The organism is Lacrimispora sp., assembly GCF_046972725.1.
In the GTDB taxonomy this organism is placed as follows: domain Bacteria; phylum Bacillota; class Clostridia; order Lachnospirales; family Lachnospiraceae; genus Lacrimispora.
This window is the reverse complement of record NZ_JBKVXF010000001.1, coordinates 475958-494725: the sequence shown is the minus strand read 5'-3', so window position 1 is coordinate 494725 and position 18768 is coordinate 475958. Positions and strand designations below refer to the sequence as shown.

At 39.1% G+C, this 18768-nt stretch carries 27 protein-coding genes; 21 read left to right on the top strand and 6 right to left on the bottom strand.

All coding sequences use genetic code 11. The features are described 5' to 3' along the window. Positions 1-11: 11 nt before the first annotated feature. The 11 genes from ACLTWA_RS02470 to ACLTWA_RS02420 all read left to right on the top strand — a co-directional run bounded on the left by ACLTWA_RS02470 (position 12) and on the right by ACLTWA_RS02420 (position 10284). Positions 12-461, top strand: a complete 450-nt coding sequence (locus ACLTWA_RS02470; protein WP_412325959.1) for a hypothetical protein — start codon at positions 12-14, stop codon at positions 459-461. Positions 462-761: 300 nt separating this feature from the next. Then, positions 762-1415 (top strand): hypothetical protein, encoded by a 654-nt coding sequence (locus tag ACLTWA_RS02465; protein WP_412325958.1) that lies wholly within the window; start codon positions 762-764, stop codon positions 1413-1415. Positions 1416-1847: 432 nt separating this feature from the next. Further along, on the top strand, positions 1848-2246 hold the full coding sequence (locus ACLTWA_RS02460; protein WP_412325957.1) for a DUF6711 family protein: 399 nt from the start codon (positions 1848-1850) through the stop codon (positions 2244-2246). A gap of 12 nt (positions 2247-2258) precedes the next feature. After that, positions 2259-4238: a tail fiber domain-containing protein gene (locus ACLTWA_RS02455; RefSeq protein WP_412325956.1), complete on the top strand. Its 1980-nt coding sequence runs from the start codon at positions 2259-2261 to the stop codon at positions 4236-4238. 46 nt (positions 4239-4284) lie between these two features. Then, positions 4285-4839, top strand: coding sequence for a hypothetical protein (locus ACLTWA_RS02450; protein ID WP_412325955.1), 555 nt, complete (start codon positions 4285-4287; stop codon positions 4837-4839). 102 nt (positions 4840-4941) lie between these two features. Then, on the top strand, positions 4942-5988 hold the full coding sequence (locus ACLTWA_RS02445) for a membrane lipoprotein lipid attachment site-containing protein (RefSeq protein WP_412325954.1): 1047 nt from the start codon (positions 4942-4944) through the stop codon (positions 5986-5988). A gap of 105 nt (positions 5989-6093) precedes the next feature. After that, entirely contained in the window at positions 6094-6735 is a 642-nt protein-coding gene (locus ACLTWA_RS02440) for a hypothetical protein (RefSeq protein ID WP_412325953.1), read from the top strand. Positions 6736-7080: 345 nt separating this feature from the next. Continuing rightward, positions 7081-7797, top strand: a complete 717-nt coding sequence (locus tag ACLTWA_RS02435) for a hypothetical protein (RefSeq protein ID WP_412325952.1) — start codon at positions 7081-7083, stop codon at positions 7795-7797. A gap of 68 nt (positions 7798-7865) precedes the next feature. Next, positions 7866-8129, top strand: a complete 264-nt coding sequence (locus ACLTWA_RS02430) for a hypothetical protein (RefSeq protein WP_412325951.1) — start codon at positions 7866-7868, stop codon at positions 8127-8129. Further along, positions 8129-9343, top strand: coding sequence for a hypothetical protein (locus ACLTWA_RS02425; RefSeq protein ID WP_412325950.1), 1215 nt, complete (start codon positions 8129-8131; stop codon positions 9341-9343). The genes ACLTWA_RS02430 and ACLTWA_RS02425 overlap by 1 nt, the downstream gene beginning before the upstream one ends. A gap of 5 nt (positions 9344-9348) precedes the next feature. Next, a complete protein-coding gene (locus ACLTWA_RS02420; RefSeq protein ID WP_412325949.1) occupies positions 9349-10284 on the top strand; it encodes a collagen-like protein in 936 nt (311 codons plus the stop codon). Positions 10285-10293: 9 nt separating this feature from the next. On the opposite strand, the gene ACLTWA_RS02415 is transcribed toward ACLTWA_RS02420, so the two are convergent. Beyond that, complete coding sequence (locus tag ACLTWA_RS02415) at positions 10294-10614, bottom strand: hypothetical protein (protein ID WP_412325948.1); 321 nt, start codon at positions 10612-10614, stop codon at positions 10294-10296. Positions 10615-10667: 53 nt separating this feature from the next. Then, positions 10668-11459 carry a DUF4393 domain-containing protein gene (locus ACLTWA_RS02410; RefSeq protein WP_412325947.1) on the bottom strand — a complete coding sequence of 264 codons (792 nt, stop codon included), beginning with the start codon at positions 11457-11459 and terminating at the stop codon, positions 10668-10670. Between the two features lie 80 nt (positions 11460-11539). On the opposite strand from ACLTWA_RS02410, the gene ACLTWA_RS02405 reads away from it, so the two are divergent. From ACLTWA_RS02405 to ACLTWA_RS02360, 10 genes are all read left to right on the top strand, one after another. Next, complete coding sequence (locus ACLTWA_RS02405) at positions 11540-11740, top strand: hypothetical protein (protein ID WP_412325946.1); 201 nt, start codon at positions 11540-11542, stop codon at positions 11738-11740. 69 nt (positions 11741-11809) lie between these two features. After that, the gene (locus tag ACLTWA_RS02400) at positions 11810-12214 is read left to right on the top strand and encodes a hypothetical protein (RefSeq protein ID WP_412325945.1); all 405 of its coding nucleotides are present in this window, start codon (positions 11810-11812) and stop codon (positions 12212-12214) included. A gap of 2 nt (positions 12215-12216) precedes the next feature. Then, entirely contained in the window at positions 12217-12348 is a 132-nt protein-coding gene (locus ACLTWA_RS02395) for an XkdX family protein (protein ID WP_394526592.1), read from the top strand. A 19-nt stretch (positions 12349-12367) separates the two neighbouring features. Beyond that, positions 12368-13033: a hypothetical protein gene (locus ACLTWA_RS02390; protein ID WP_412325944.1), complete on the top strand. Its 666-nt coding sequence runs from the start codon at positions 12368-12370 to the stop codon at positions 13031-13033. Between the two features lie 12 nt (positions 13034-13045). Then, positions 13046-13672, top strand: coding sequence for a hypothetical protein (locus ACLTWA_RS02385; protein ID WP_412325943.1), 627 nt, complete (start codon positions 13046-13048; stop codon positions 13670-13672). Between the two features lie 12 nt (positions 13673-13684). Then, positions 13685-14002: a hypothetical protein gene (locus tag ACLTWA_RS02380; RefSeq protein ID WP_412325942.1), complete on the top strand. Its 318-nt coding sequence runs from the start codon at positions 13685-13687 to the stop codon at positions 14000-14002. Between the two features lie 17 nt (positions 14003-14019). Next, positions 14020-14313 carry a phage holin family protein gene (locus ACLTWA_RS02375; RefSeq protein ID WP_412325941.1) on the top strand — a complete coding sequence of 98 codons (294 nt, stop codon included), beginning with the start codon at positions 14020-14022 and terminating at the stop codon, positions 14311-14313. 71 nt (positions 14314-14384) lie between these two features. Continuing rightward, positions 14385-15152: an N-acetylmuramoyl-L-alanine amidase gene (locus tag ACLTWA_RS02370; protein ID WP_412325940.1), complete on the top strand. Its 768-nt coding sequence runs from the start codon at positions 14385-14387 to the stop codon at positions 15150-15152. 76 nt (positions 15153-15228) lie between these two features. After that, complete coding sequence (locus ACLTWA_RS02365) at positions 15229-15465, top strand: helix-turn-helix domain-containing protein (RefSeq protein ID WP_412325939.1); 237 nt, start codon at positions 15229-15231, stop codon at positions 15463-15465. Between the two features lie 103 nt (positions 15466-15568). Further along, the gene (locus ACLTWA_RS02360) at positions 15569-15754 is read left to right on the top strand and encodes a hypothetical protein (RefSeq protein WP_412325938.1); all 186 of its coding nucleotides are present in this window, start codon (positions 15569-15571) and stop codon (positions 15752-15754) included. A 35-nt stretch (positions 15755-15789) separates the two neighbouring features. Here the strand turns inward: ACLTWA_RS02360 and ACLTWA_RS02355 are convergent, their stop codons facing one another. From ACLTWA_RS02355 to ACLTWA_RS02340, 4 genes are all read right to left on the bottom strand, one after another. Then, positions 15790-16353: an SOS response-associated peptidase gene (locus ACLTWA_RS02355; protein WP_412325937.1), complete on the bottom strand. Its 564-nt coding sequence runs from the start codon at positions 16351-16353 to the stop codon at positions 15790-15792. A gap of 39 nt (positions 16354-16392) precedes the next feature. Beyond that, on the bottom strand, positions 16393-16704 hold the full coding sequence (locus tag ACLTWA_RS02350) for a hypothetical protein (RefSeq protein ID WP_412325936.1): 312 nt from the start codon (positions 16702-16704) through the stop codon (positions 16393-16395). A 9-nt stretch (positions 16705-16713) separates the two neighbouring features. Next, entirely contained in the window at positions 16714-17976 is a 1263-nt protein-coding gene (locus ACLTWA_RS02345) for a DNA polymerase IV (protein WP_412325935.1), read from the bottom strand. A 421-nt stretch (positions 17977-18397) separates the two neighbouring features. Beyond that, positions 18398-18640, bottom strand: coding sequence for a hypothetical protein (locus ACLTWA_RS02340; protein WP_412325934.1), 243 nt, complete (start codon positions 18638-18640; stop codon positions 18398-18400). Positions 18641-18768: the final 128 nt, after the last annotated feature.

Sequence of the window (18768 nt, the reverse complement as noted above, 5' to 3'; positions counted from 1 at the left end):
AGGATTTGATTATGAAATTGACAAGGGAATATTTAGCGACTTATACATACCTGGAATCCGAAATTAAGCGTATCAGGCGCAGGATAAAATACTATGAGAACAATCCATTGACTTCTGAATATGGAATTGTGAAAGGCTCCTTGAAGCAGTTCCCTTTTACAGAATGCCATTTCGTTGTTTCCGGAGCAAATGTGAAATCGAATGAAGAAAGAGAAAAGGCGGTCCGGCAACTCTTAATTGATTTGAAAGGTAATGAACAGTTATTTGAGGATATGAAGTTGGAAATAGAGTGCTTTCTTGAAAAACTCCCCACTGAAGAAATAGAAATAAAGCATATATTAGCCCTGAAATATATTGACAGGGTTTCAGAAAGTGAAATAGCTAGTAAATTGGGTTATGAAAGAAGAACTATTGGCAAAAAAATAGACCGATTTCTTATAAAACATGTACAAGAAGATTAAAAAAAGGGGATTAGAACAGCTGGAGATTAAAGCTTATCCTGTATTGTCGGTATGACAATTGATAGGTTGATAATGAGATTGCAAAAGAAAATGAATATGATTTTTAAAATTGCATGCAAATATTGGCACCTAATAAGTACAATTTTGGCACTTGGGTTGTCTTTAGTATGAGTATATGTTATAAAAAATTTAACTTATAGTAAATTATTCACAAAAGAAAGAGGTGATTCCAATGATTTAATTGTTGATTTGATTCGTAACAAATAATTTTGCATACTATTAAAATTCTGGAGGGAAAATATGAAAAGATTTAAACAGTTTATTGTCATGCTTTTATCAGTAGCTATGTTATTAAGTAATTCAGCGTTAACATTTGCGGAAACGAAAGATATTTCAAGTGATAAAAAAGCACTTTTTGAGGAACAAGTTAAAGAAGTTCAAAGCTATATGGATAGTCATCCGGTTGGATTAACATTGAATGAACAAACACAAACATTTAATGTTCCCTTATCCAATGGTGAGAATGCAACGGTGAAAATTACATTAACTAAACCGGGGTATTCTTTGGCAAGAGATATATATACCGCAAAATTAGGAACATGGAACATAGATTATAATGTTACTATACCACCTTCAGGATCAATAAAGTTAAGAGGAACATTTAAGGTAACACATGTACCTAACATGAGTTCTTCCAGTTTGGATTGCCCCAAATTTAATGTAACAGGTTCATCTATATCTGCAGTACCACCACAAGGACATTCAATAACCGATAAAGGTTCTAGTTATAGAACAGTACAAACTAACCATGAATATGAGATAAGTGGTTATGTTACTTATAACTTTAGTGGACAATATACAGCAAATTATTATGTCAGTATGTTATTATATTGTAAAACTAATTCAGGAAGTGAACGTGACAAAATATATGTAGATACGGAATTAAGTATGTAACACATTATCATTAAAGGTGCCGTATAGTAGTATGGCACCTTTGTTATATGATTTTCATTTTGGAGGAAATGATTATGCAATATATGGCATTATTAACAGCAATTTTTGCAATTGTCTTCAGAGTATTAGAATTAGTGGCATTAATTTGTATAATAATATGTTGTATTAAATATCTCAAGAACTTTAGAAAGTGATAGATTGTAACAATAGAGTATAATGAAGATACAGTCATTATATATCTTTCAATATAATATTTAATTATTATTATTTGCTTTTTTGTAATATTGAAATTTCTAACTTAGCAAGTTAATATATCTTAAATTATTCCCACATTTCCCATATCTTATATGATAAAATGATATTGTGGTATAGAATGAAAAGAAAGCGTTGTCTTTGAGATGGCGCTTTTTGTTGTGTCTGGAGGTGGGGATTGTGGCATTCGAAGGCTGGCTATTAAAAATAAATGGAGCAGTGTTTCCAACTGAATTGATTGCTCTGGAATCATATAAGTGTACACCGGACCAGATAATGGACCTTGACCCCTATCGGGATGGAAGCGGTTTATTGCACCGGAACGCATTGCCGCATACAGCTACCTCCATGGAGTTTTCCACCACACATTTGCGATTGAGGGACGTTGAACGGCTGAATGCCTTTGTACCTCATGGAAATAGAGTTAAATGCGAAATTGAATATTGGAACCCTAACACGTCCTCGTATAAATCGGGGGCGTTTTATATTTCCGATATTCCTTATGAAATTGTTTATGTCGATGAAGAGAAGAAAGATATTCTCTATAAGCCAATAAAAATAACGATAACAGAGTATTAGGGAGGTCTTACTATGATGAATATTCCAGAAGAGATAAAGGAGCTGTTTCGGGCTGATAATTTGGGTGCGGCTACGCAACGGCATATAAAGCTGCGATTCTTTGATGAAGAGATCAAAATGCTTTATCCAGACGATATGCTGTTTCCGTCTGATGATCTGTTTCCCATTGATCAGGAGCCAGTGTACGTGATTGATAACAGCCAGATAATTTCTGAATCACTGACAATAACAGAAAGCGTATGTTCAAGCCAGAACTTAGCTTTTGGTGAATGTTGTGCTTCGTTGTTTGAAATCACGGTTGCTGATGTGTTGATGGACCTGACAGGGAAAGAATTCATGGCTACCGTTGAAATCGGCGGCTATGAAATGGCATTCGGAATTTACAAGGTTGACAGTTTTGTCCGGGAACAGGCGGACCGGCGGCGCAAGAAAATAACTGCTTATGATCGTATGCTGAATTTTGATATTGATGTGGCAGGCTGGTACCAGGGGTTGACCTTTCCACTGACATTGAAGCAGTTCCGTGATTCACTGTGTTCACATGTAGGAGTTACGCAGGTTATGACGGAATTACCTTTGGATGATATACAGATAACAAAGACCATTGAGCCGGAGCAATTGGACGGCCGTAAAGTTCTTATGGCCATCTGTGAGATAAATGGTTGCTTTGGAAATTTTGATAAGACAGGCCGGCTTACATATAAATTCTTGGGGACTTCCGGTTTGTTTCCGTCTGAAACCTTATTTCCTGATGAAGAGTTGTTCCCTTCTGAAATGACCAATGCGGAAACACTGTCTTACTACAAGCAATCAGAAACGCATTATGAAGATTATGTAGTCAATCCCATTGACAAAGTACAGATCAGACAAGAGGAAGGTGACGTTGGTGCTTCCTACGGTCCGGGAAATAATTGTTATGTGATTCAGGGGAATTACCTGGTATATGGAAAGTCGGGTCAGGAGTTGCTTGCTATAGCTGCTACCGTTTATGACCAGATATCCGGTAGAGTTTACAGACCGTGTCATATCGTTGGCCCGGCCCTTCCTTGGGTAGAAGTCGGGGACGGAATCATTTGCTATACTACGGACGATGTGATTGAAACTTATTGTCTTGAGCGGACTTTGAAAGGGATTCAGGGTATGATGGACACCTACGAAGCACAAGGGAGTCTTGAACAAGAACAGAGTTTCGGTCTTGGTGATCAGATTATTCAGCTTGAGGGCAAAACCGCTGTTATCAAGAAGTCTGTAGAAGAGGTATCTGTCAGGGTTACTGATTTAAAAGAGGAAACCGAAGCACGATTTGCTATTACAACAGAGCAGATCATTGCAGAAGTAACAAGGGCACAGCAAGCTGAAGCATCGTTGAGCATTAAGGCGGATCAGATAGCCATGTCAGTGTCGAACCTTGCCGATGATACAAACTCAAAATTTGAACAGACAGCGCAGCAGATATCATTGAAAGTGAGTAAAGGAGAAGTTTCTTCTCAGCTTTCTGTGGAGAGTGATAAAGTAATAATATCGGGAAATCGACTGATTGTAGATAGTTCGAACTTTAAACTGGACGGGGACGGAAATGCTACTTTCAGCGGTGATATAAGGGGCTCAAATATTTATGGCGCTTACTTTGAAGGCGGAGCCCTTAACCTTGGAAACGGTGCTGTGTATATGGATGCAAACGGCGCTTACATTAATGCTGGAGAAATAAACCTTGGGAATGTGTATATCAATCCAAATTACGCTTGGATTAATGGGTTTGGATTGTCTGATGCAGCGATTTATAGTAGGGATCCTGGTAATTCAATAATTATTTCTAGAAATGAGTTTGATGGATCAGGCCCGGCAATGGAATTAACAAGAAATGGAAGAAAGACAAGGGTTGATTCTGCATCAATAACAACGGGAGATATTTTCTTTACTGACCCGTGGGCCGATGGCTGGAGTGCTATAGATATGTTCAAAGATTTATACAATAAAGTAAATGGAGGTTGATTAAAAGAAAGATAACGGATATAATACAGACAAGGAGGTAATGCTGATGAAAAAAATAAAAACAATATCTTTTTTAACTGTATTATTTATGATGTTAATTTCTTTTAGTATTATTGCTATGGGAAAAGATGATATTATCAACGGTGACTTCGTAAGACCCACACCGCTTAATGAAAGTGAGTCAAGCGGGCAAAAATGGACATGGATTAGTGATGATTCTTGTGTACGATTTTCTACTTACGAATATGTAAGCATGGCTGGTCTGCAAAGAAAATATAATTATGGCGGCCTCCCTCAATGGGCGGAAGGTGGAAATAAAGAAGAAACAACCATTAAACATCGTGACACTTATTCTGGTAAATGGTCCAAGTCCCCAGAAGGCATCTGGTCCTTTGAGTTTGACGATAAGACTATCCCGGTCGGAGTGACTAAGATTGATGGTGTATTGTATGCCTTTACAGGATACGGCGAACTGAAAGAGGGATATGAATACTATAACGGCCTTAAGACTGGTGCAGATGGCCTTGTGACGGCTGACAGCGCAGAATTTAAAGAATGGCTTGCGACTCAGTATTTACCGGATTGTACTAGCCACGAATAAAATGATATGATTGAAAAGAGCAGGAGATTATTCCTGCTCTTTTATTGAATTAGGTCTTTATCTATGTTATATTTTTATTAATATACATGGGAGGACTATGAGATGAAGAAATCAATTATGTTTGTATTACTGGTTTTAATGCTAACTGGTTGTTCAAAGGAAGGGTGGAGAGAACAAACGGTGCATGAATTGGAAACTACAAAATCCGAGATAAAAGAAGTTGAATCCAATTCATATTATAGTAACATGAAATGGGGAGACAAGATATTTGTTGAAGGTATCGCTGAGGATTTTGCTATAAAAAGTGAAGATACGGGTTTTATAGAATTTACGTTGAGACAGGAAAATGGAAATTTATGGCATACCTCAGTAGCTGATGATTATATTAATGCGGAGAATGAATTAAATAACAAAACTATCAGAGTTTACGGTAAGTTTGCAGGAGTCGATAAAAAGGATTTACCGATTATAGTACTTAATGATGATTATGCTAAAATAACAAAAAAAGATACTTCAGGTGAATATCAGGTTATATGGGCTTTTGAGAAGCAGAATAAAAATTCACAAGAAGATCCATCGGAGTCTTCTGTGAGTAATAATACCAACTTATCCGTTGAGGACGTATCAGATGGTGATCCTATGTTTTCTTACAATGGAAGTGGTGATGATATCGTATCTGGATTTGTTTCTCCTGAAAAATTGTCATATGCATATATAAAGCACAGTGGAGATGGACACTTTGCAGTAAAAGCTCATTACGATGACAGCTATGACTTGTTGGTAAATACAACAGAACCTTATGATGGTAAAACTCTTATAATCCCGAACAAAGAATACACCTTTGAAGTAAACGCTCGTGGAGACTGGTCAATAGAGATATATGAATTGGGAACGTCACTTACGGACACTTTTAAGGGAACTGGGGATTTTGTAACACCTCTTTTTTACGGGACATCAGAAACGTACGAAATTTCATCAACTGGAGGTGGTCATTTTTCCGTAAAGGCTTGGACTGGTAAAGGATATGATTTGCTTGTAAATACAACTGATGATAATTACTCTGGTAAGGTTCTATTAAAAGGAAGTTCCAAAGGCGCTTTTTTTGAAATAAATTCAAGTAGAGAATGGTCTATTAAGCCAGTAAAATAATCAGTCAGTTTAGAGTTCTAAAAGAACAGAAAATCCCTGTTATTTTCATGAATATTGTTATAGATTATGGTATGTTTCATATATACGAATAGGGGGGGGTGTACTATGAAAAGGTGCCTTTTAACAATGGTTTTGGCTTTTGGAATCATTTTTATATCGGGTTGTTCAAAAGATGGACGGGAAGTGCAAACTAATGCTGAAAATAAGAACGATGTAAGCTTTTATGAGGGTGATAAGAGAGTAATATTTAATTTAAGAACTTTGCCCTATGAGATGGAATACATGGGACATATTCTTGAATTTTCATCATGTGAGCTGTATCAGGAAAAGGTAGATGCAAATAATTCTTATATACCCTACGTAATTGCAAAAGTTAAAATTGAAGGAATTGATGATGAGACACTGAATTTGTATAATGAAGGTTTATATGTTTACTCAAATATAAATAATGAAAAAAACCAATTAGGCAATAAGGCATTGTCAAAAATATGTGAGATTGATAATGATGGATACCGATATTATGTATTCTCACAGTGGTTACTTTCTTCTCATGATTATAGATATGATTTTTCAGAATCTAATTTTAATGTGGGGTTTTTAATCCTTCAAGGTGAAGATTATAGAGCTCTACAATTTATCTATGATGGACATTCAAGTTCGAATGTTAAGGATTTAAAAGATGTAGATGAAGAAGTCTGGCACGCAATCAAACAAAAGCAACTTGAATCTATGAAAACTAAGATTTAAGAATTTTTTTGAAAAAAAGATAATATAATAGATAAATCAACTAAATAATTATCGCAGCACAGAGTAGCGGATATATGGAAGAAAGCATGAATGAGCAAACCTCTCCTGTTAACATCGACAGCTATGCCAAGCGTTGAAATGGAACGTGATGGAGCCTTGACCGATTTTTGAAGATTAATTCAAATTCTGGTCATGGCTCTTTTTGTTTGAAAATTCCAGGTTTTATTCCTGTGAATATATAGGGGTGAAACTCCTTTCCGGGTATGCTCCGGGAACACCCTGAATTAATTTTACTGGCTCTGCGAAATGTGGAGCCGGAAGTAAAAATATTGGAGGTACGCTTAGATGAGCAGAACCGAATTTTTTACAGAAGAGATTGATGTACATAGGAAAAAAAAGTCAGCGGAAGTTCGCCATAATGATGAACTTGGAATTTCTGTTCGTGCAATCCAGAATGAAGATGGAAGTATTTCTATTAACGCAGAGGATGCGGCGATTGGATATGGCTGGGTGCAGGTGCAGAACAAAAAAGGAAAGCAGTATACTTCTGTCAGATGGGAAACTCTTAATGGTTATTGCAATGGGTTTGGTTTCCCCAACATTCTGGGGAAAGGTGATTATATTCCAGAAAGCTTGTTTTATATGCTTGGATTTAAAGCCGGGAATGAAAGAGCAGTTAAGTTCCAAAAATGGTTGGCAACGGAAGTTCTTCCATCAATTCGTAAAAATGGCATGTATGCGGAAGATGATCTTTTAGATAATCCAGACCTTTTACTGAAAGTGGTAATGAAATTAAAGACAGAGCGGGAAGCCAAGAGATTGGCAGAGCAAAGAGCCCAAGAGTTGGAGGCAGAACTTGACCAAAATAAGGATTGGTACTCCATTAAACGGGTGGCGGCTTTAAATGGAGTTGACTGGAAAACCTTTGATTGGAGAAAATTAAAGAGTACTGGCTTAGAAATGGGATATGAGGTCAAAAAGATTTTTGATGCCAATTATGGTGAGGTGAATACATATCACCGGGAAGTATGGGAAGCAGTATATCCTGAGTATGAAATTTAATAAAGTAATGAATTTAGGAAGAACGTCTTTAATGGGGCGTTCTTTTTCTATGCCAAAAGGAGGCTTTTATGAAAAAGATAATCACATTTACAGAGGAGCAGGTATTGCAGATGAAATATATGCTTAACGGAATCATGGTGGCCGGAATCCAGAATGCAAGGCAGGTTTCAGCCATTGCGCAGGTATTGGAATCTGGAACGCCGGGGGAGATTAAGGGTCCCGTGAGAGATGAAAAACTTAAAGATATATATTCTGCAGCCGATTGGAAAGACCTGCCTGAAAGAAAAACTAAAATCAGTAATGGGCCTAAAAAGAAAGAAGGTGAAGGCTAATGGCATTACAACCATTTTACACAATTACAGATTGGCAAAACTTACCGTCTCAAAAGACAGCACTGAATCGGACTAACTTACTACATACGGAAAATGGCGTAAAGGAATTGGATAATAGAACCGTCCAACTTGATGCAAACAAGGCGGATAAATCAACGGTAAATGCTTTGGTTAAGGATATTACGGTTGATGTTGATACCGGAATATTAACAATAACCTACCAAAATGGATCAGTGAAAACTTATGATCTGGACATCGAAAAGGTTGTTGTAAACTTTGACATCACGGACGATGACAAGCTGGTCCTTACCCTGGCAGATGGAACGCAGAAAGTAATTGACCTTACCCGGTTTGTTTACTCTGTAGACAGTACTCCTACTATTACCATGAAAATTTTGAACAGGACCATTACTGCTGAAATCGTAGACGGCTCTGTGACTATGGAGAAACTGGACGCAGCCATACAGACAGAGTTCCGGCAATACATGCTTGATGCACAGTCGGCCAGGGACGCAGCCCTGCAGTATCAGAAATTCGCCAAAAGATATTTTGAAGGTGATAATGATTTTCCAGGGAGCGAAACGGATAATGTCAAGTTCTATTACGGGCAGATAAAAGAGGACGCAGCCACTTCCGGCCAGAATGCTCAATCGGCAGCAGAAGATGCGGAAATAGCCGCACAACAGGCTGGTATAGCAAGGCAGAAGGCTACAAACGCTTCTGTTTCCGAAACTAACGCAGCAGCCAGTGCGCAGATAGCGACTCAAAAAGCGGCAGAGGCAGCAGCCAGCGAACAGATAGCAAAGGATAAAGCCGATGTATCTACGGCGGCAGCAGCTACGGCAACACAGAAAGCCTCTCTTGCAGCAGAAAGCGAAGCTAATGCCAAAATATACCGGGACCAGACAGAAAGTATTGCAAACGAAGCGGTAACTGATATCGCTGAAGCTGGCGGTCGGGTAGACAATGCTTTAACAGATTTCAATACAAAACTACTTAGTGGCTATTTTAACGGGCCTATGGGACCGCAGGGACCACAGGGAAAAGATGGCGAACGTGGGGCGGATGCGGTAGTGACACAAGCAAACGGAACTTACGCTTTTCAGGTTCGGGATAACGGCCATTTGTATGTTTTATTCCCGGATTCATCAGCGGCTCCACCGCCAGTACGTATCAATGAAGCCGGGCATTTTATTGTAAAGTTAGGAGGATAACATCAATGGAATTGGATTTAGGGAATGTAAGAGGTCCGCAAGGGGCCGCGGGCCAGCGGGGAAGCCTGTGGTATAACGGGACTGGAATCACTGGTACGAGTACAACCGCTACCGTGTTTAGCGGATCAGGAGTAACGGCAGCCCTTGTGAACGATTATTACCAGAATACGGGTGCCGGAGCCGATAGGGGAAGGATTTACCGTTGTACGGTGGCCGGTAATGCATCTACGGCAAAATGGGTTTATGCCGGTACGATTTTAGGCCCGCAAGGAGTACAGGGGCAAAAAGGAGAAAAGGGAGATCCGGGAGCGAAGGGAGAAAAAGGTGATCCGGGGGCAAGGGGTGCAACCGGTCCAAAGGGAGATAAGGGCGACAAGGGAGAAAAAGGAGATACCGGTCCAGCCGGTCCAAACAGTGCTGAACTTATTAGCGTTTCCGATATGCAGGGTCTTGTCAGTGCAGTTGGAGCAGACACGAATGTACAGGCATTGCTTGATGCGATAGCGGATAAGGTTGCCAATAAACTGCTGTTAAAAACCGATGTAGTCAATCAGTATATGAATAATTCAAGTAAGGCTGCCAGTGCGGCATTGGCCTATGCGCTTAAGCAGGAGACTAATGCGTTAAATAGCAATTTAACGGATCTAGGTAACAATAAGGCTGACAAAACCGATGTTCATGAGTTGTTTGGTGCTAATGCTGATAGAGCTTCACTATTAAATTGGGCCTCCGATGAAGCAAAGAGACTTTCAATTTGGAAAACAGCTAACAATACTGTTGCTGACTTCCCAGACGACTCGGAATGGTGTGCTCTTAATCTGCAAGATAGTCAAAATAGGGGTATCGTAGTAGCTTTTAAATATACTGGTGGCAACCCTTCGGTAAAGTATCGCTGTTATTTTAATAAGTCTTGGTATGGAGACTGGAAAACAATTATGTAAATGATTATTTTATATATCATCTGTAAAATACACAAGAGCGGCTGTAAGATACGCCCAAGTTTGGCTTACTATAATAGTTACTTTACCATCTGTGCCTATAGTAACACTACCATTCTCTGCGTTTCCATCACCAGCAAGAGCAAATCTTCTTTGTGATTTAGGCTTAAGTTTGGTCAATGTTCCAACTACATGGTTAGTGTCTGCGGTAAATACGTTTCCTGCGACATTAAGGTTTGCTGTCACTAGTTTGCCAACCCTCTCTATGACGCTGATGCTTACACCTGCCATTGATTGTGTATAGATATTATTTTGATTATATGTTACTAACATTAAATTGCTATTTAGTGAAGAAAGTCCAGCCACTTAATGACTGGACTTAAAGACTATGAATCGCTTAGACAAACAGAATAAAAGAGAGTGGATAAATCATTTAACTGAATAACTTCTTCAGAAAGATAGAGTGACTGCCCTTTTTCCAGTTTCTCTTTCAGAGCTTCTGTAAAGGCTTTAAACTTTAGGCTCTTTTTTATCTTGTTATAAAAGTATGTGTTAGAATATGAAGACCCATAAGGAATGTCTATTAAACCTAATCTAACAAGATTGTCAAGGGAAGTACATATAATACTTGCAGGTATTGAATTGATCCATGAGAAATGACGCTGAACGCTTGTTAACCCACCATTCTCGTCTAATATACTGATACTAATTAGAGGTCGAGTTTCAGCTTTGCAAATAATTTTAAATACTTTAGCATCGGTAGGAGACATTTGTTTTATAATTTCAACAAAAGCAGGGTGCACAGAATCTTTTGTGTCTGTATTCATTGATTTTGCAAGAAGATTGGCGTATAAGTTTCTTAATTCTTCACTGTTCATAGAATATGATATGGCTTGAATTGCTGGAATGGCAACATATGGTTCTGGCGTTACAATTTTTTCGGGTGAAATGCTTTGGAGCTTATGACTTAATAATTTTTTCGTTTCTTCAGTGCTGTATTCTTTGTTTAATATCCATTTATCAAGATCAGCAAAGACAGCATTAATTGCACGAGGCACTCGAGCCAAGAGTTTACCTGATTCTTGCGCAGCAGGTTTTAGAGCGTCATCATAAAGTTCTGGAATAGTTTCCAGAGCCTTTCCGGCTCCCTCGGCTAATTTGTCAAATCCATCTAACATAAAATCACGACCTTTCAATTTGATAATGATATTTTATCAGATTGTAGAAAAATAACAAATATTATTTGGGAGGAAATTCAATGAATTTTATTTCTTGTTTAAAAGTAAAACAGAAAGCAAAAGTACATATGGCGGGCGGAACCTTGGACTTGCTAACATTGGTGGTGGCCATCTGCAAGACAATAGCCGAAAGAATTTCGAAAGAAAAAGGATTAAACTTAGATGAATCCATGAAATTTGTTGTGCAAAGTATTGAAGACGTGTACAAAACATTAAAGTAAATAAACTTATAAACCAGTCCCTCACAGGGGCTTATTTTATTGTCCAGAATAGGACGGAAAGGAATTATCATGAACAAAATTGAAAAAATCAAATTTGGCGATCATGACTTTGATCTGGTTGCTGCAGGTGTAAACCTTGGAGAGTCAGGAGGCAGTATTTCCTTCCAGAAAGGAGATGCTTCTTTTGATGAAATCAAAGCTCTTTTGAAAGCCAACGGAAGTATTACCCAGATTGGTTTATCTGGAAATCCTGACTGGTCTCGTGATGATTTGGTCTATGCGGGGAGATTGGCCGAGCAGACCGATTATGTAATTAGCACAGCGGAGGACGGTGTAACGGAAGTAAAGGCTGATGTGATGATCGCATATTTCCGCACTCCTGATCTTACCGAAACAGTAAGGGAACAGGCATCTGAAATTAATTCTCTAAGAGCAACCGTTGACGCTTTAGTTTTATCAAATTTGGAGGTGTAAATATGTTTGAGACATTAATGAGATTGTACGCAGCTGGAAAGGGGCCGTTGACAGTTCCTATGTTGGCGAATGCGGTTATTAAAAAGTGGATTAGTGAGGATCAGAAAAAAGAGATTCTGGCAACAAAAAACTAGGGCAGTGTGAGGTGTTTAAGTGATACTTGACTTTCATGTAAATAAGCAGAAGTTAATAAGGGCTGATACTGAACAGCCGGCAGCCCAGAGTATGCAGTATTTAGTGTGCCGGTTTATTTTTTCATCAGAAGATTGGGCGAATATGGAAAAGCATGCTGTTTTCAAACGATATTTGGGAGGGAACAGTGACGCATATACGGTCCCATTAAACAACGAAGGTGATGCAATCGTACCCGCAGAGGTTATCACCGCCAAAGGCTTTGAAGTATCTGTCTATGGATACAATGATGGACAGCGGATAACTACAAATAAGATTTATGTACCGGTTCATGAGACCGGTTATGAGCAGGGGGGAACACCAAGTACCCCTGCTCCTGCTTTATATGAGCAACTTCTTGATGCCATGAAGAAGCAGGTGAATGGTTTGTCTTATGAATCTGGATATATGCAACTCATGGCTGGAGATATGGCGATAGGCGAGAAAATTAGGGTATCAGGCGAGGCTGGAGGTCGGGAAGTGGAATTTACCAATGACGGAACCTACATCAAGTGGAGGTATACGGATAGCAATGACTGGCGGGACTTGGTAAGTCTGCAGGCGATTACCGGACCGCAAGGTCCACCCGGAGTAACCCCGGAATTTGAAATAAGGTCAGGACACCTGATAGCAAAATATAACGAATAGGAAGGTGAAATAATGGCAGTAAGAGAAGAAGATTTAGGAAGTATCATAGGACCAGCGGGACCGCAGGGAAAGCAGGGGGAAGTGGGTCCCACTGGTGCAAAGGGTGATAAAGGGGAAAATGGAGCGAAATGGCTTACTGGCACGGTTGCCCCCTCTACACAGGGAGTAAATGGAGACTTTTACTTAAACACCAGTAATTGGGATGTTTATCAGAAGGTTTCCGGTACATGGACAAAGAAGGGAAATATTAGAGGCGCAACGGGTGCCAAAGGTGATCAGGGCGCAACGGGTATTCAGGGGCCTAAAGGCGATCCATTTGCGATTGCCAAAACCTATCCCAGCATCTCCGCCATGAATGCAGGGTATGCAACAGATGGTGTTGGAGCGGGGCAGTTTGTAGTGATTGATACCGGAAACGTTGAAGATGTAGACAATGCGAAGCTGTACTTAAAAGGGGCATCTTCCTATACATACATCACAGATATGTCTGGTGCAACAGGATTGACCGGGCCACAAGGTCCTAAAGGAGCCACAGGGCCAACCGGACCAAAAGGAGATAAAGGAGATAAGGGCGATCCTGGGGTCACACCTACGTTTACAGTTCGTAACGGACATTTGATCGCTATTTATCCAGAATAAGGAGGTGCTGCCATGACTGAAACGGAGGTTGCGGTTCGATTGGAAGCCCATGAGCATGAAATAAAGTCACTGAAACACCGAATGGGGGATCAGGAAGAACAGGGAAAGACAACTCAGGAGTTAGTTTTGGCTGTCAAGGAACTGGCTCTCAACATGCAAGCTATGATTAAGGAGCAGGGAATACAGGGGGCCAAAATTGCGAAATTGGAGGCTGCGCCCGGGGAGGCATATAATAATATGAAGCGAACATTTGCAAACAGAATTATTGATGTAATCGCCGGGGCACTGGCTTCCGGAATTATTATTATGATAGCTCAAAACTTAAAATAGAAAAGAGAGGATTAATTATGGAACAGATTATGAATTATGTAAAACCGGAACTTATTGTAGTAGCAGTAGTACTTTATTTTATGGGGCTTGGAATTAAGCAGAGTCAAACAATTAAGGATAAATACATTCCACTTGTAAACGGAGCTGTCGGTATTGTGCTCTGTGGGATATATGTTTTGGCCACAAGCAGCTGCGGGACCGGGCAGGAAGTTGCTATGGCAGTATTTACGGCTATTACTCAGGGGGTGCTGGTTGCAGGTCTGAGTACATATGTAAATCAGATCATCAAGCAGACAGGGAAAATAGAATAACCTGTTGCGACATCGCAACTCACGGGCCTGGGTGATTCCTGGGCCTTTTCTTTATATAGGAGGAAACCGATATGCAGATTCATCAATTATTAACACCGTATAATTATTCAAATGGCAGCGTCGAACGTATTAAGTATATCGTAATTCATTACGTCGGTGCCTTGGGTGGGGCAGAAGCAAACTGTAAATATTATGCCTCCCATTACGTCGGTGCCAGTGCACACTATTATGTGGGCTTCGCAGGTGAAATCTGGCAGTCCGTTGAGGATAAGAACATTGCCTGGCATTGCGGAGCAAAGAAGTATGTGCATCCTGAATGCCGGAATAGTAACAGCTTAGGTATTGAGCTATGTGTGCGGAATAAGGGAAGCCTGGCATCGGATTCCAAGGACTGGTATTTTGAGGATGCTACGGTACAGTCAGCCATTGAACTGACCAAGGTGCTGATGGCAAAGTACAACGTACCCGCTGATCATGTGATTCGGCATTATGATGTGACCGGGAAGATTTGTCCGAATCCTTATGTTTACAACCACACACAGCATACCTGGGACGCATTTAAGGCTACGCTGGTTGATAGGCCGACAGAATATACCCCAGGCTGGAATAAGGACAAAAACGGCTGGTGGTATGCTAATTCAAAGAACACTTACTATAAATCATGCTGGCAACTCATTAATCATCATCGGTACTATTTCAATCCAGATGGATATGCTGTTACCGGTTGGCAGGTAATTGATGGCAAGAATTATTATTTTGAGCCAAGAGCAGGACATCCGCTGGAATGCGCATTATATGTAACGGACAAAAATGGTGTGCAGGCTCCGGGAGAGTTTTAATACCTGTGACGCTCTCGCCCGATCAGGACGGTGCGCTGCAGTATCCGGGTCTAAATAAATAAAACATAATACATATATGTTGTATAATACTTCTAAAAGACTAGGAGGTTATGCTGTGATTACATATGATAAACTTTGGAAGACAATGAAACAAAAAGGGATAACGCAATATCGGTTAATTAACGAATTTAAGGTAAGCCCAGGTCAAATCGGTCGAATGAAGAAAAATGTCCATTGCTCGACACGTACGTTGGAAAAGTTATGTAAAATCCTAGATTGTAACATTGAAGATATTGTAGAGTTTAGAGCATAATATTCAGGCGGGCAACCATATATGGCCCCGCCTAAAAAAGTACTTTGCTATATTAATGTTCTATGATATTATGATATCGTAGAGTGGTAGGAAGGAAAACCACATGAGTAATGATAATAATCTTAAAATAATCAATTTAACACGCTATAATGGATCATCTATTAATCTAAGTGGTGCTTATATGTCTGGCACCAATTTTCAAAAAGGTCAAGTTTTACAAACAATGATATATTCTAACATGATTGTAATAATTCCAGCAATTCCAGAGGATCAAAACAAAACCAAATAAAGTATTTAAGCCACTCTACAAAAAGGAGCAGGCATTTATACTTCTGCTTCCTTATACTTTAAACTATCTACTGCGTGCTGTATTGTACTTATTGGGTTATTTCCAAAAAGCCACTCGTCATGGAAATCGGGAGAAAGAATAACCGGCATACGATCATGGATAAACGATATATCAGACCAAGCTGGACGTGTCAAAATAACAAATAGGGATTCTCCGGTTTTATGATCTGTCTTTGAAAGTCCGGCCATCCACACGGGTTGATTGTCCAAAGTAGTCAATGCATATTTTACTTTTTGAGAGCCTCGTTTTTCCCATTCGAAATACCAGCTTGCAGGGACAAGGCAACGACCTTCCATCATGGGAATTCGAAACATAGGTTTTCCGGCAGCAGTCTCACTTCTAGCGTTAATGACTGCTCCTTTACCATCGAACCGAGGGAATCCCCATCGCATAGCTGTCATGTCTCCAGTAGGGGATACAACAGGTACGATGTTAGTAGGGTATATTTCCCCAGTTTTAATGGCTGTTTTTCTTTCAACAGCAGCAATAATAGAATGTAACTCATCATTGTCAATTTCAATATAATATCTGCCGCACATAACGGACCGCCTTTCTAAAAATAATCAGTATTCATCATGTTATATTACCATAACCCATTTACAAGATTCCATGTAAAAAATCAATTTAAATTCATGAAGAATTCCGCCAATTATAGCTTCACAGCAAAACTCTTTTGATGGTATACCATCATAATTTTTATTATTGGCATATTTTACTTGAATATCGGAAACGGTCTGTATAATTCCATCGTCCCCCTCGAATTTAATGCTTAGAGGCATAGGGGAACAACTTGCAGTAAACCAGACTTTGCAAGCAATATGATACATCTTTCCCCTTATCTCACCACTATCTATGTTATTTACATTTGTTCCAATACCAAATGTTCCCATAATCTCACCTTACATTACATTTTGCTTATTATAATCAACAGTTCTTTTTTCACGACTGATTCCACCACTCATATGGTCAATTTTGTCAATTTGGGCGAAACTTGCCCTGACTACAGAGTCAGAGCCAAATTTCTTTCTAATATTATCTATAGCTTTATCCAATTTTTCAAGCTTCTCATAATCATAATTATCGAAAAGGCTTATTTGCCTAGTTTCTTCAGTTACGACTTGACTTGTGTGTATCCCCAAATGCCTAATAGGGACCTTATTCCATACTTCATCAAATATTTGGCAGGCGTATTCATATATTTCCCTTGTGATATTTGTAGCCGTTTCTAATTTCTTTTGGTGGCTGTAATATTCAAGGTTGTAGTCTCTTATGCCTACGGATATTACCTTTATTTTTACGTTATCGGCTCTGAGCCTGGCAGAAACAGTTTCAGCTAAAGATAATAGTACCAATTTGGCAGTCTGGGAGTCTTTTACATCAAAGGCAATTGTAGTACTGTTTCCATAACCTTTATTGGGTGGGGGAACTGGTTCAACTGATGAAAAATCTATTCCGTTTGCAAAAGACCAGATCACTTCTCCATGCTTACCAAAATGGCTTTTGACAATAGAAATATCAGTTTGTGCTAATTCACCTATTGTTTTTATCCCAAGACCAAATAATTTTTTTGTAGTTGCATTACCTACGAAAAACAATTCAGATACGGGGAGTGGCCACATTTTCTTTTTTATCTCTTCAATCCATAGCGTATGAATCATATTTGGCTTTCTAAAATCTGAAGCCATTTTTGCCAGTACTTTATTATTGGATATTCCTATGTTTACCGTAAAGCCAAGCTCTTTATATACACGTTCTTTTATTTCATTTGCTACTGTTAGTGGATCACCGAATAAAGATTGTGTTCCTGTCATATCAAGAAAAGATTCGTCAATAGAGTACTGCTCCACTGAAGGACTATATTTTCTTAATATTTGCAAAAATGCTTCTGATGATTTTTGGTACAAGTTATAATTTGGTGGTACTAGTAAAAGACTAGGGCATTTTCTTAAAGCATCGGTTACTGGCTCACCAGTTTTAATATTGTATTTTTTTGCTGGGATACTTTTAGCGAGTATAATGCCATGTCTCTTTGTGATGTCTCCACCAACAGCGGATGGTATACTACGTAAATCTAATTTACCTCCGAGATGATGCAGTCTATAAACGGCCTCCCAGCTAAGAAATGCAGAATTTACGTCAATATGAAAAATAACTCTATCCATTTTATCACCTCTACATATATTTATTACAGTATAATCGAATATATGTTCGAAAGAAAGAGGAAATAAAAGGAAAGAAGATAAAATAGCAATTTAAATGAGTATGCGTCAGGTGATCTTATTGTACTTTCGGGTCTTAGTGGCAGTATAAAATACGAACGCACTTCACGAAATTTCCGAATTGTTATTGACGCAATAAGCGGAATTGCTTTACCTGCGTACACCTGGGTTGTAATAGGTGGGCCAATAGCAGCCGGATTTCGCTCGGAACTAGGGGCAAGAATATGCGGTTTTTGCGTAGCCGCAGAAAACACGTTACAGTGTCGGATAAATAATGACGGCAATATTGAGGTCTATTCAAGTGTCCCGTTAACTGCTGATTATGTATTATTTGGCACTGCATCATGGATTTATAAATGATCATTTAAGGCTTTATAAATCTGCCGACAAAAATACCGTCAACGTAAAAGTTGAGTGATAATGTTTCGGCATTCCACCCCATGCTAACACGACCTTCACCCAAGCGGTATATTGCATTATCTGCTTTGGCTGATACACTGATTAAATCGGTTTGATTTGCTTTATCATTTGCGAGATTTTGTATGTCACCATGTACTCCTGTTAAATTGCTATTTAAGAACATATGTTCTAAGTGATCTATTAACATTCCCACATTTCCCACTCATAATATGATAATATGGTATCAGTGAAAAGTATATCAATGTGCGCTTGGCTTCGGCTGGGCGCATTTTTCGTGGGTGGAATTATGAAAAAAATAACTGGAAAATCGGAACA

Excerpts from the sequence above, each read along its gene's own strand:
- ACLTWA_RS02385 (WP_412325943.1), top strand. The coding sequence starts at position 13,046 with ATGGCAGTAAGAGAAGAAGATTTAGGAAGTATCATAGGACCAGCGGGA.
- ACLTWA_RS02410 (WP_412325947.1), bottom strand. The coding sequence starts at position 11,459 with ATGTTAGATGGATTTGACAAATTAGCCGAGGGAGCCGGAAAGGCTCTG.
- ACLTWA_RS02450 (WP_412325955.1), top strand. The coding sequence starts at position 4,285 with ATGAAAAAAATAAAAACAATATCTTTTTTAACTGTATTATTTATGATG.
- ACLTWA_RS02435 (WP_412325952.1), top strand. The coding sequence starts at position 7,081 with ATGAGCAGAACCGAATTTTTTACAGAAGAGATTGATGTACATAGGAAA.
- ACLTWA_RS02425 (WP_412325950.1), top strand. The coding sequence starts at position 8,129 with ATGGCATTACAACCATTTTACACAATTACAGATTGGCAAAACTTACCG.
- ACLTWA_RS02360 (WP_412325938.1), top strand. The coding sequence starts at position 15,569 with ATGAGTAATGATAATAATCTTAAAATAATCAATTTAACACGCTATAAT.
- ACLTWA_RS02445 (WP_412325954.1), top strand. The coding sequence starts at position 4,942 with ATGAAGAAATCAATTATGTTTGTATTACTGGTTTTAATGCTAACTGGT.
- ACLTWA_RS02380 (WP_412325942.1), top strand. The coding sequence starts at position 13,685 with ATGACTGAAACGGAGGTTGCGGTTCGATTGGAAGCCCATGAGCATGAA.
- ACLTWA_RS02415 (WP_412325948.1), bottom strand. The coding sequence starts at position 10,614 with ATGTTAGTAACATATAATCAAAATAATATCTATACACAATCAATGGCA.
- ACLTWA_RS02395 (WP_394526592.1), top strand. The coding sequence starts at position 12,217 with ATGTTTGAGACATTAATGAGATTGTACGCAGCTGGAAAGGGGCCGTTG.
- ACLTWA_RS02370 (WP_412325940.1), top strand. The coding sequence starts at position 14,385 with ATGCAGATTCATCAATTATTAACACCGTATAATTATTCAAATGGCAGC.
- ACLTWA_RS02340 (WP_412325934.1), bottom strand. The coding sequence starts at position 18,640 with ATGTTAATAGATCACTTAGAACATATGTTCTTAAATAGCAATTTAACA.
- ACLTWA_RS02430 (WP_412325951.1), top strand. The coding sequence starts at position 7,866 with ATGAAAAAGATAATCACATTTACAGAGGAGCAGGTATTGCAGATGAAA.
- ACLTWA_RS02355 (WP_412325937.1), bottom strand. The coding sequence starts at position 16,353 with ATGTGCGGCAGATATTATATTGAAATTGACAATGATGAGTTACATTCT.
- ACLTWA_RS02365 (WP_412325939.1), top strand. The coding sequence starts at position 15,229 with ATGTTGTATAATACTTCTAAAAGACTAGGAGGTTATGCTGTGATTACA.
- ACLTWA_RS02420 (WP_412325949.1), top strand. The coding sequence starts at position 9,349 with ATGGAATTGGATTTAGGGAATGTAAGAGGTCCGCAAGGGGCCGCGGGC.
- ACLTWA_RS02440 (WP_412325953.1), top strand. The coding sequence starts at position 6,094 with ATGAAAAGGTGCCTTTTAACAATGGTTTTGGCTTTTGGAATCATTTTT.
- ACLTWA_RS02350 (WP_412325936.1), bottom strand. The coding sequence starts at position 16,704 with ATGGGAACATTTGGTATTGGAACAAATGTAAATAACATAGATAGTGGT.
- ACLTWA_RS02375 (WP_412325941.1), top strand. The coding sequence starts at position 14,020 with ATGGAACAGATTATGAATTATGTAAAACCGGAACTTATTGTAGTAGCA.
- ACLTWA_RS02465 (WP_412325958.1), top strand. The coding sequence starts at position 762 with ATGAAAAGATTTAAACAGTTTATTGTCATGCTTTTATCAGTAGCTATG.
- ACLTWA_RS02400 (WP_412325945.1), top strand. The coding sequence starts at position 11,810 with ATGAACAAAATTGAAAAAATCAAATTTGGCGATCATGACTTTGATCTG.
- ACLTWA_RS02405 (WP_412325946.1), top strand. The coding sequence starts at position 11,540 with ATGAATTTTATTTCTTGTTTAAAAGTAAAACAGAAAGCAAAAGTACAT.
- ACLTWA_RS02455 (WP_412325956.1), top strand. The coding sequence starts at position 2,259 with ATGATGAATATTCCAGAAGAGATAAAGGAGCTGTTTCGGGCTGATAAT.
- ACLTWA_RS02470 (WP_412325959.1), top strand. The coding sequence starts at position 12 with ATGAAATTGACAAGGGAATATTTAGCGACTTATACATACCTGGAATCC.
- ACLTWA_RS02345 (WP_412325935.1), bottom strand. The coding sequence starts at position 17,976 with ATGGATAGAGTTATTTTTCATATTGACGTAAATTCTGCATTTCTTAGC.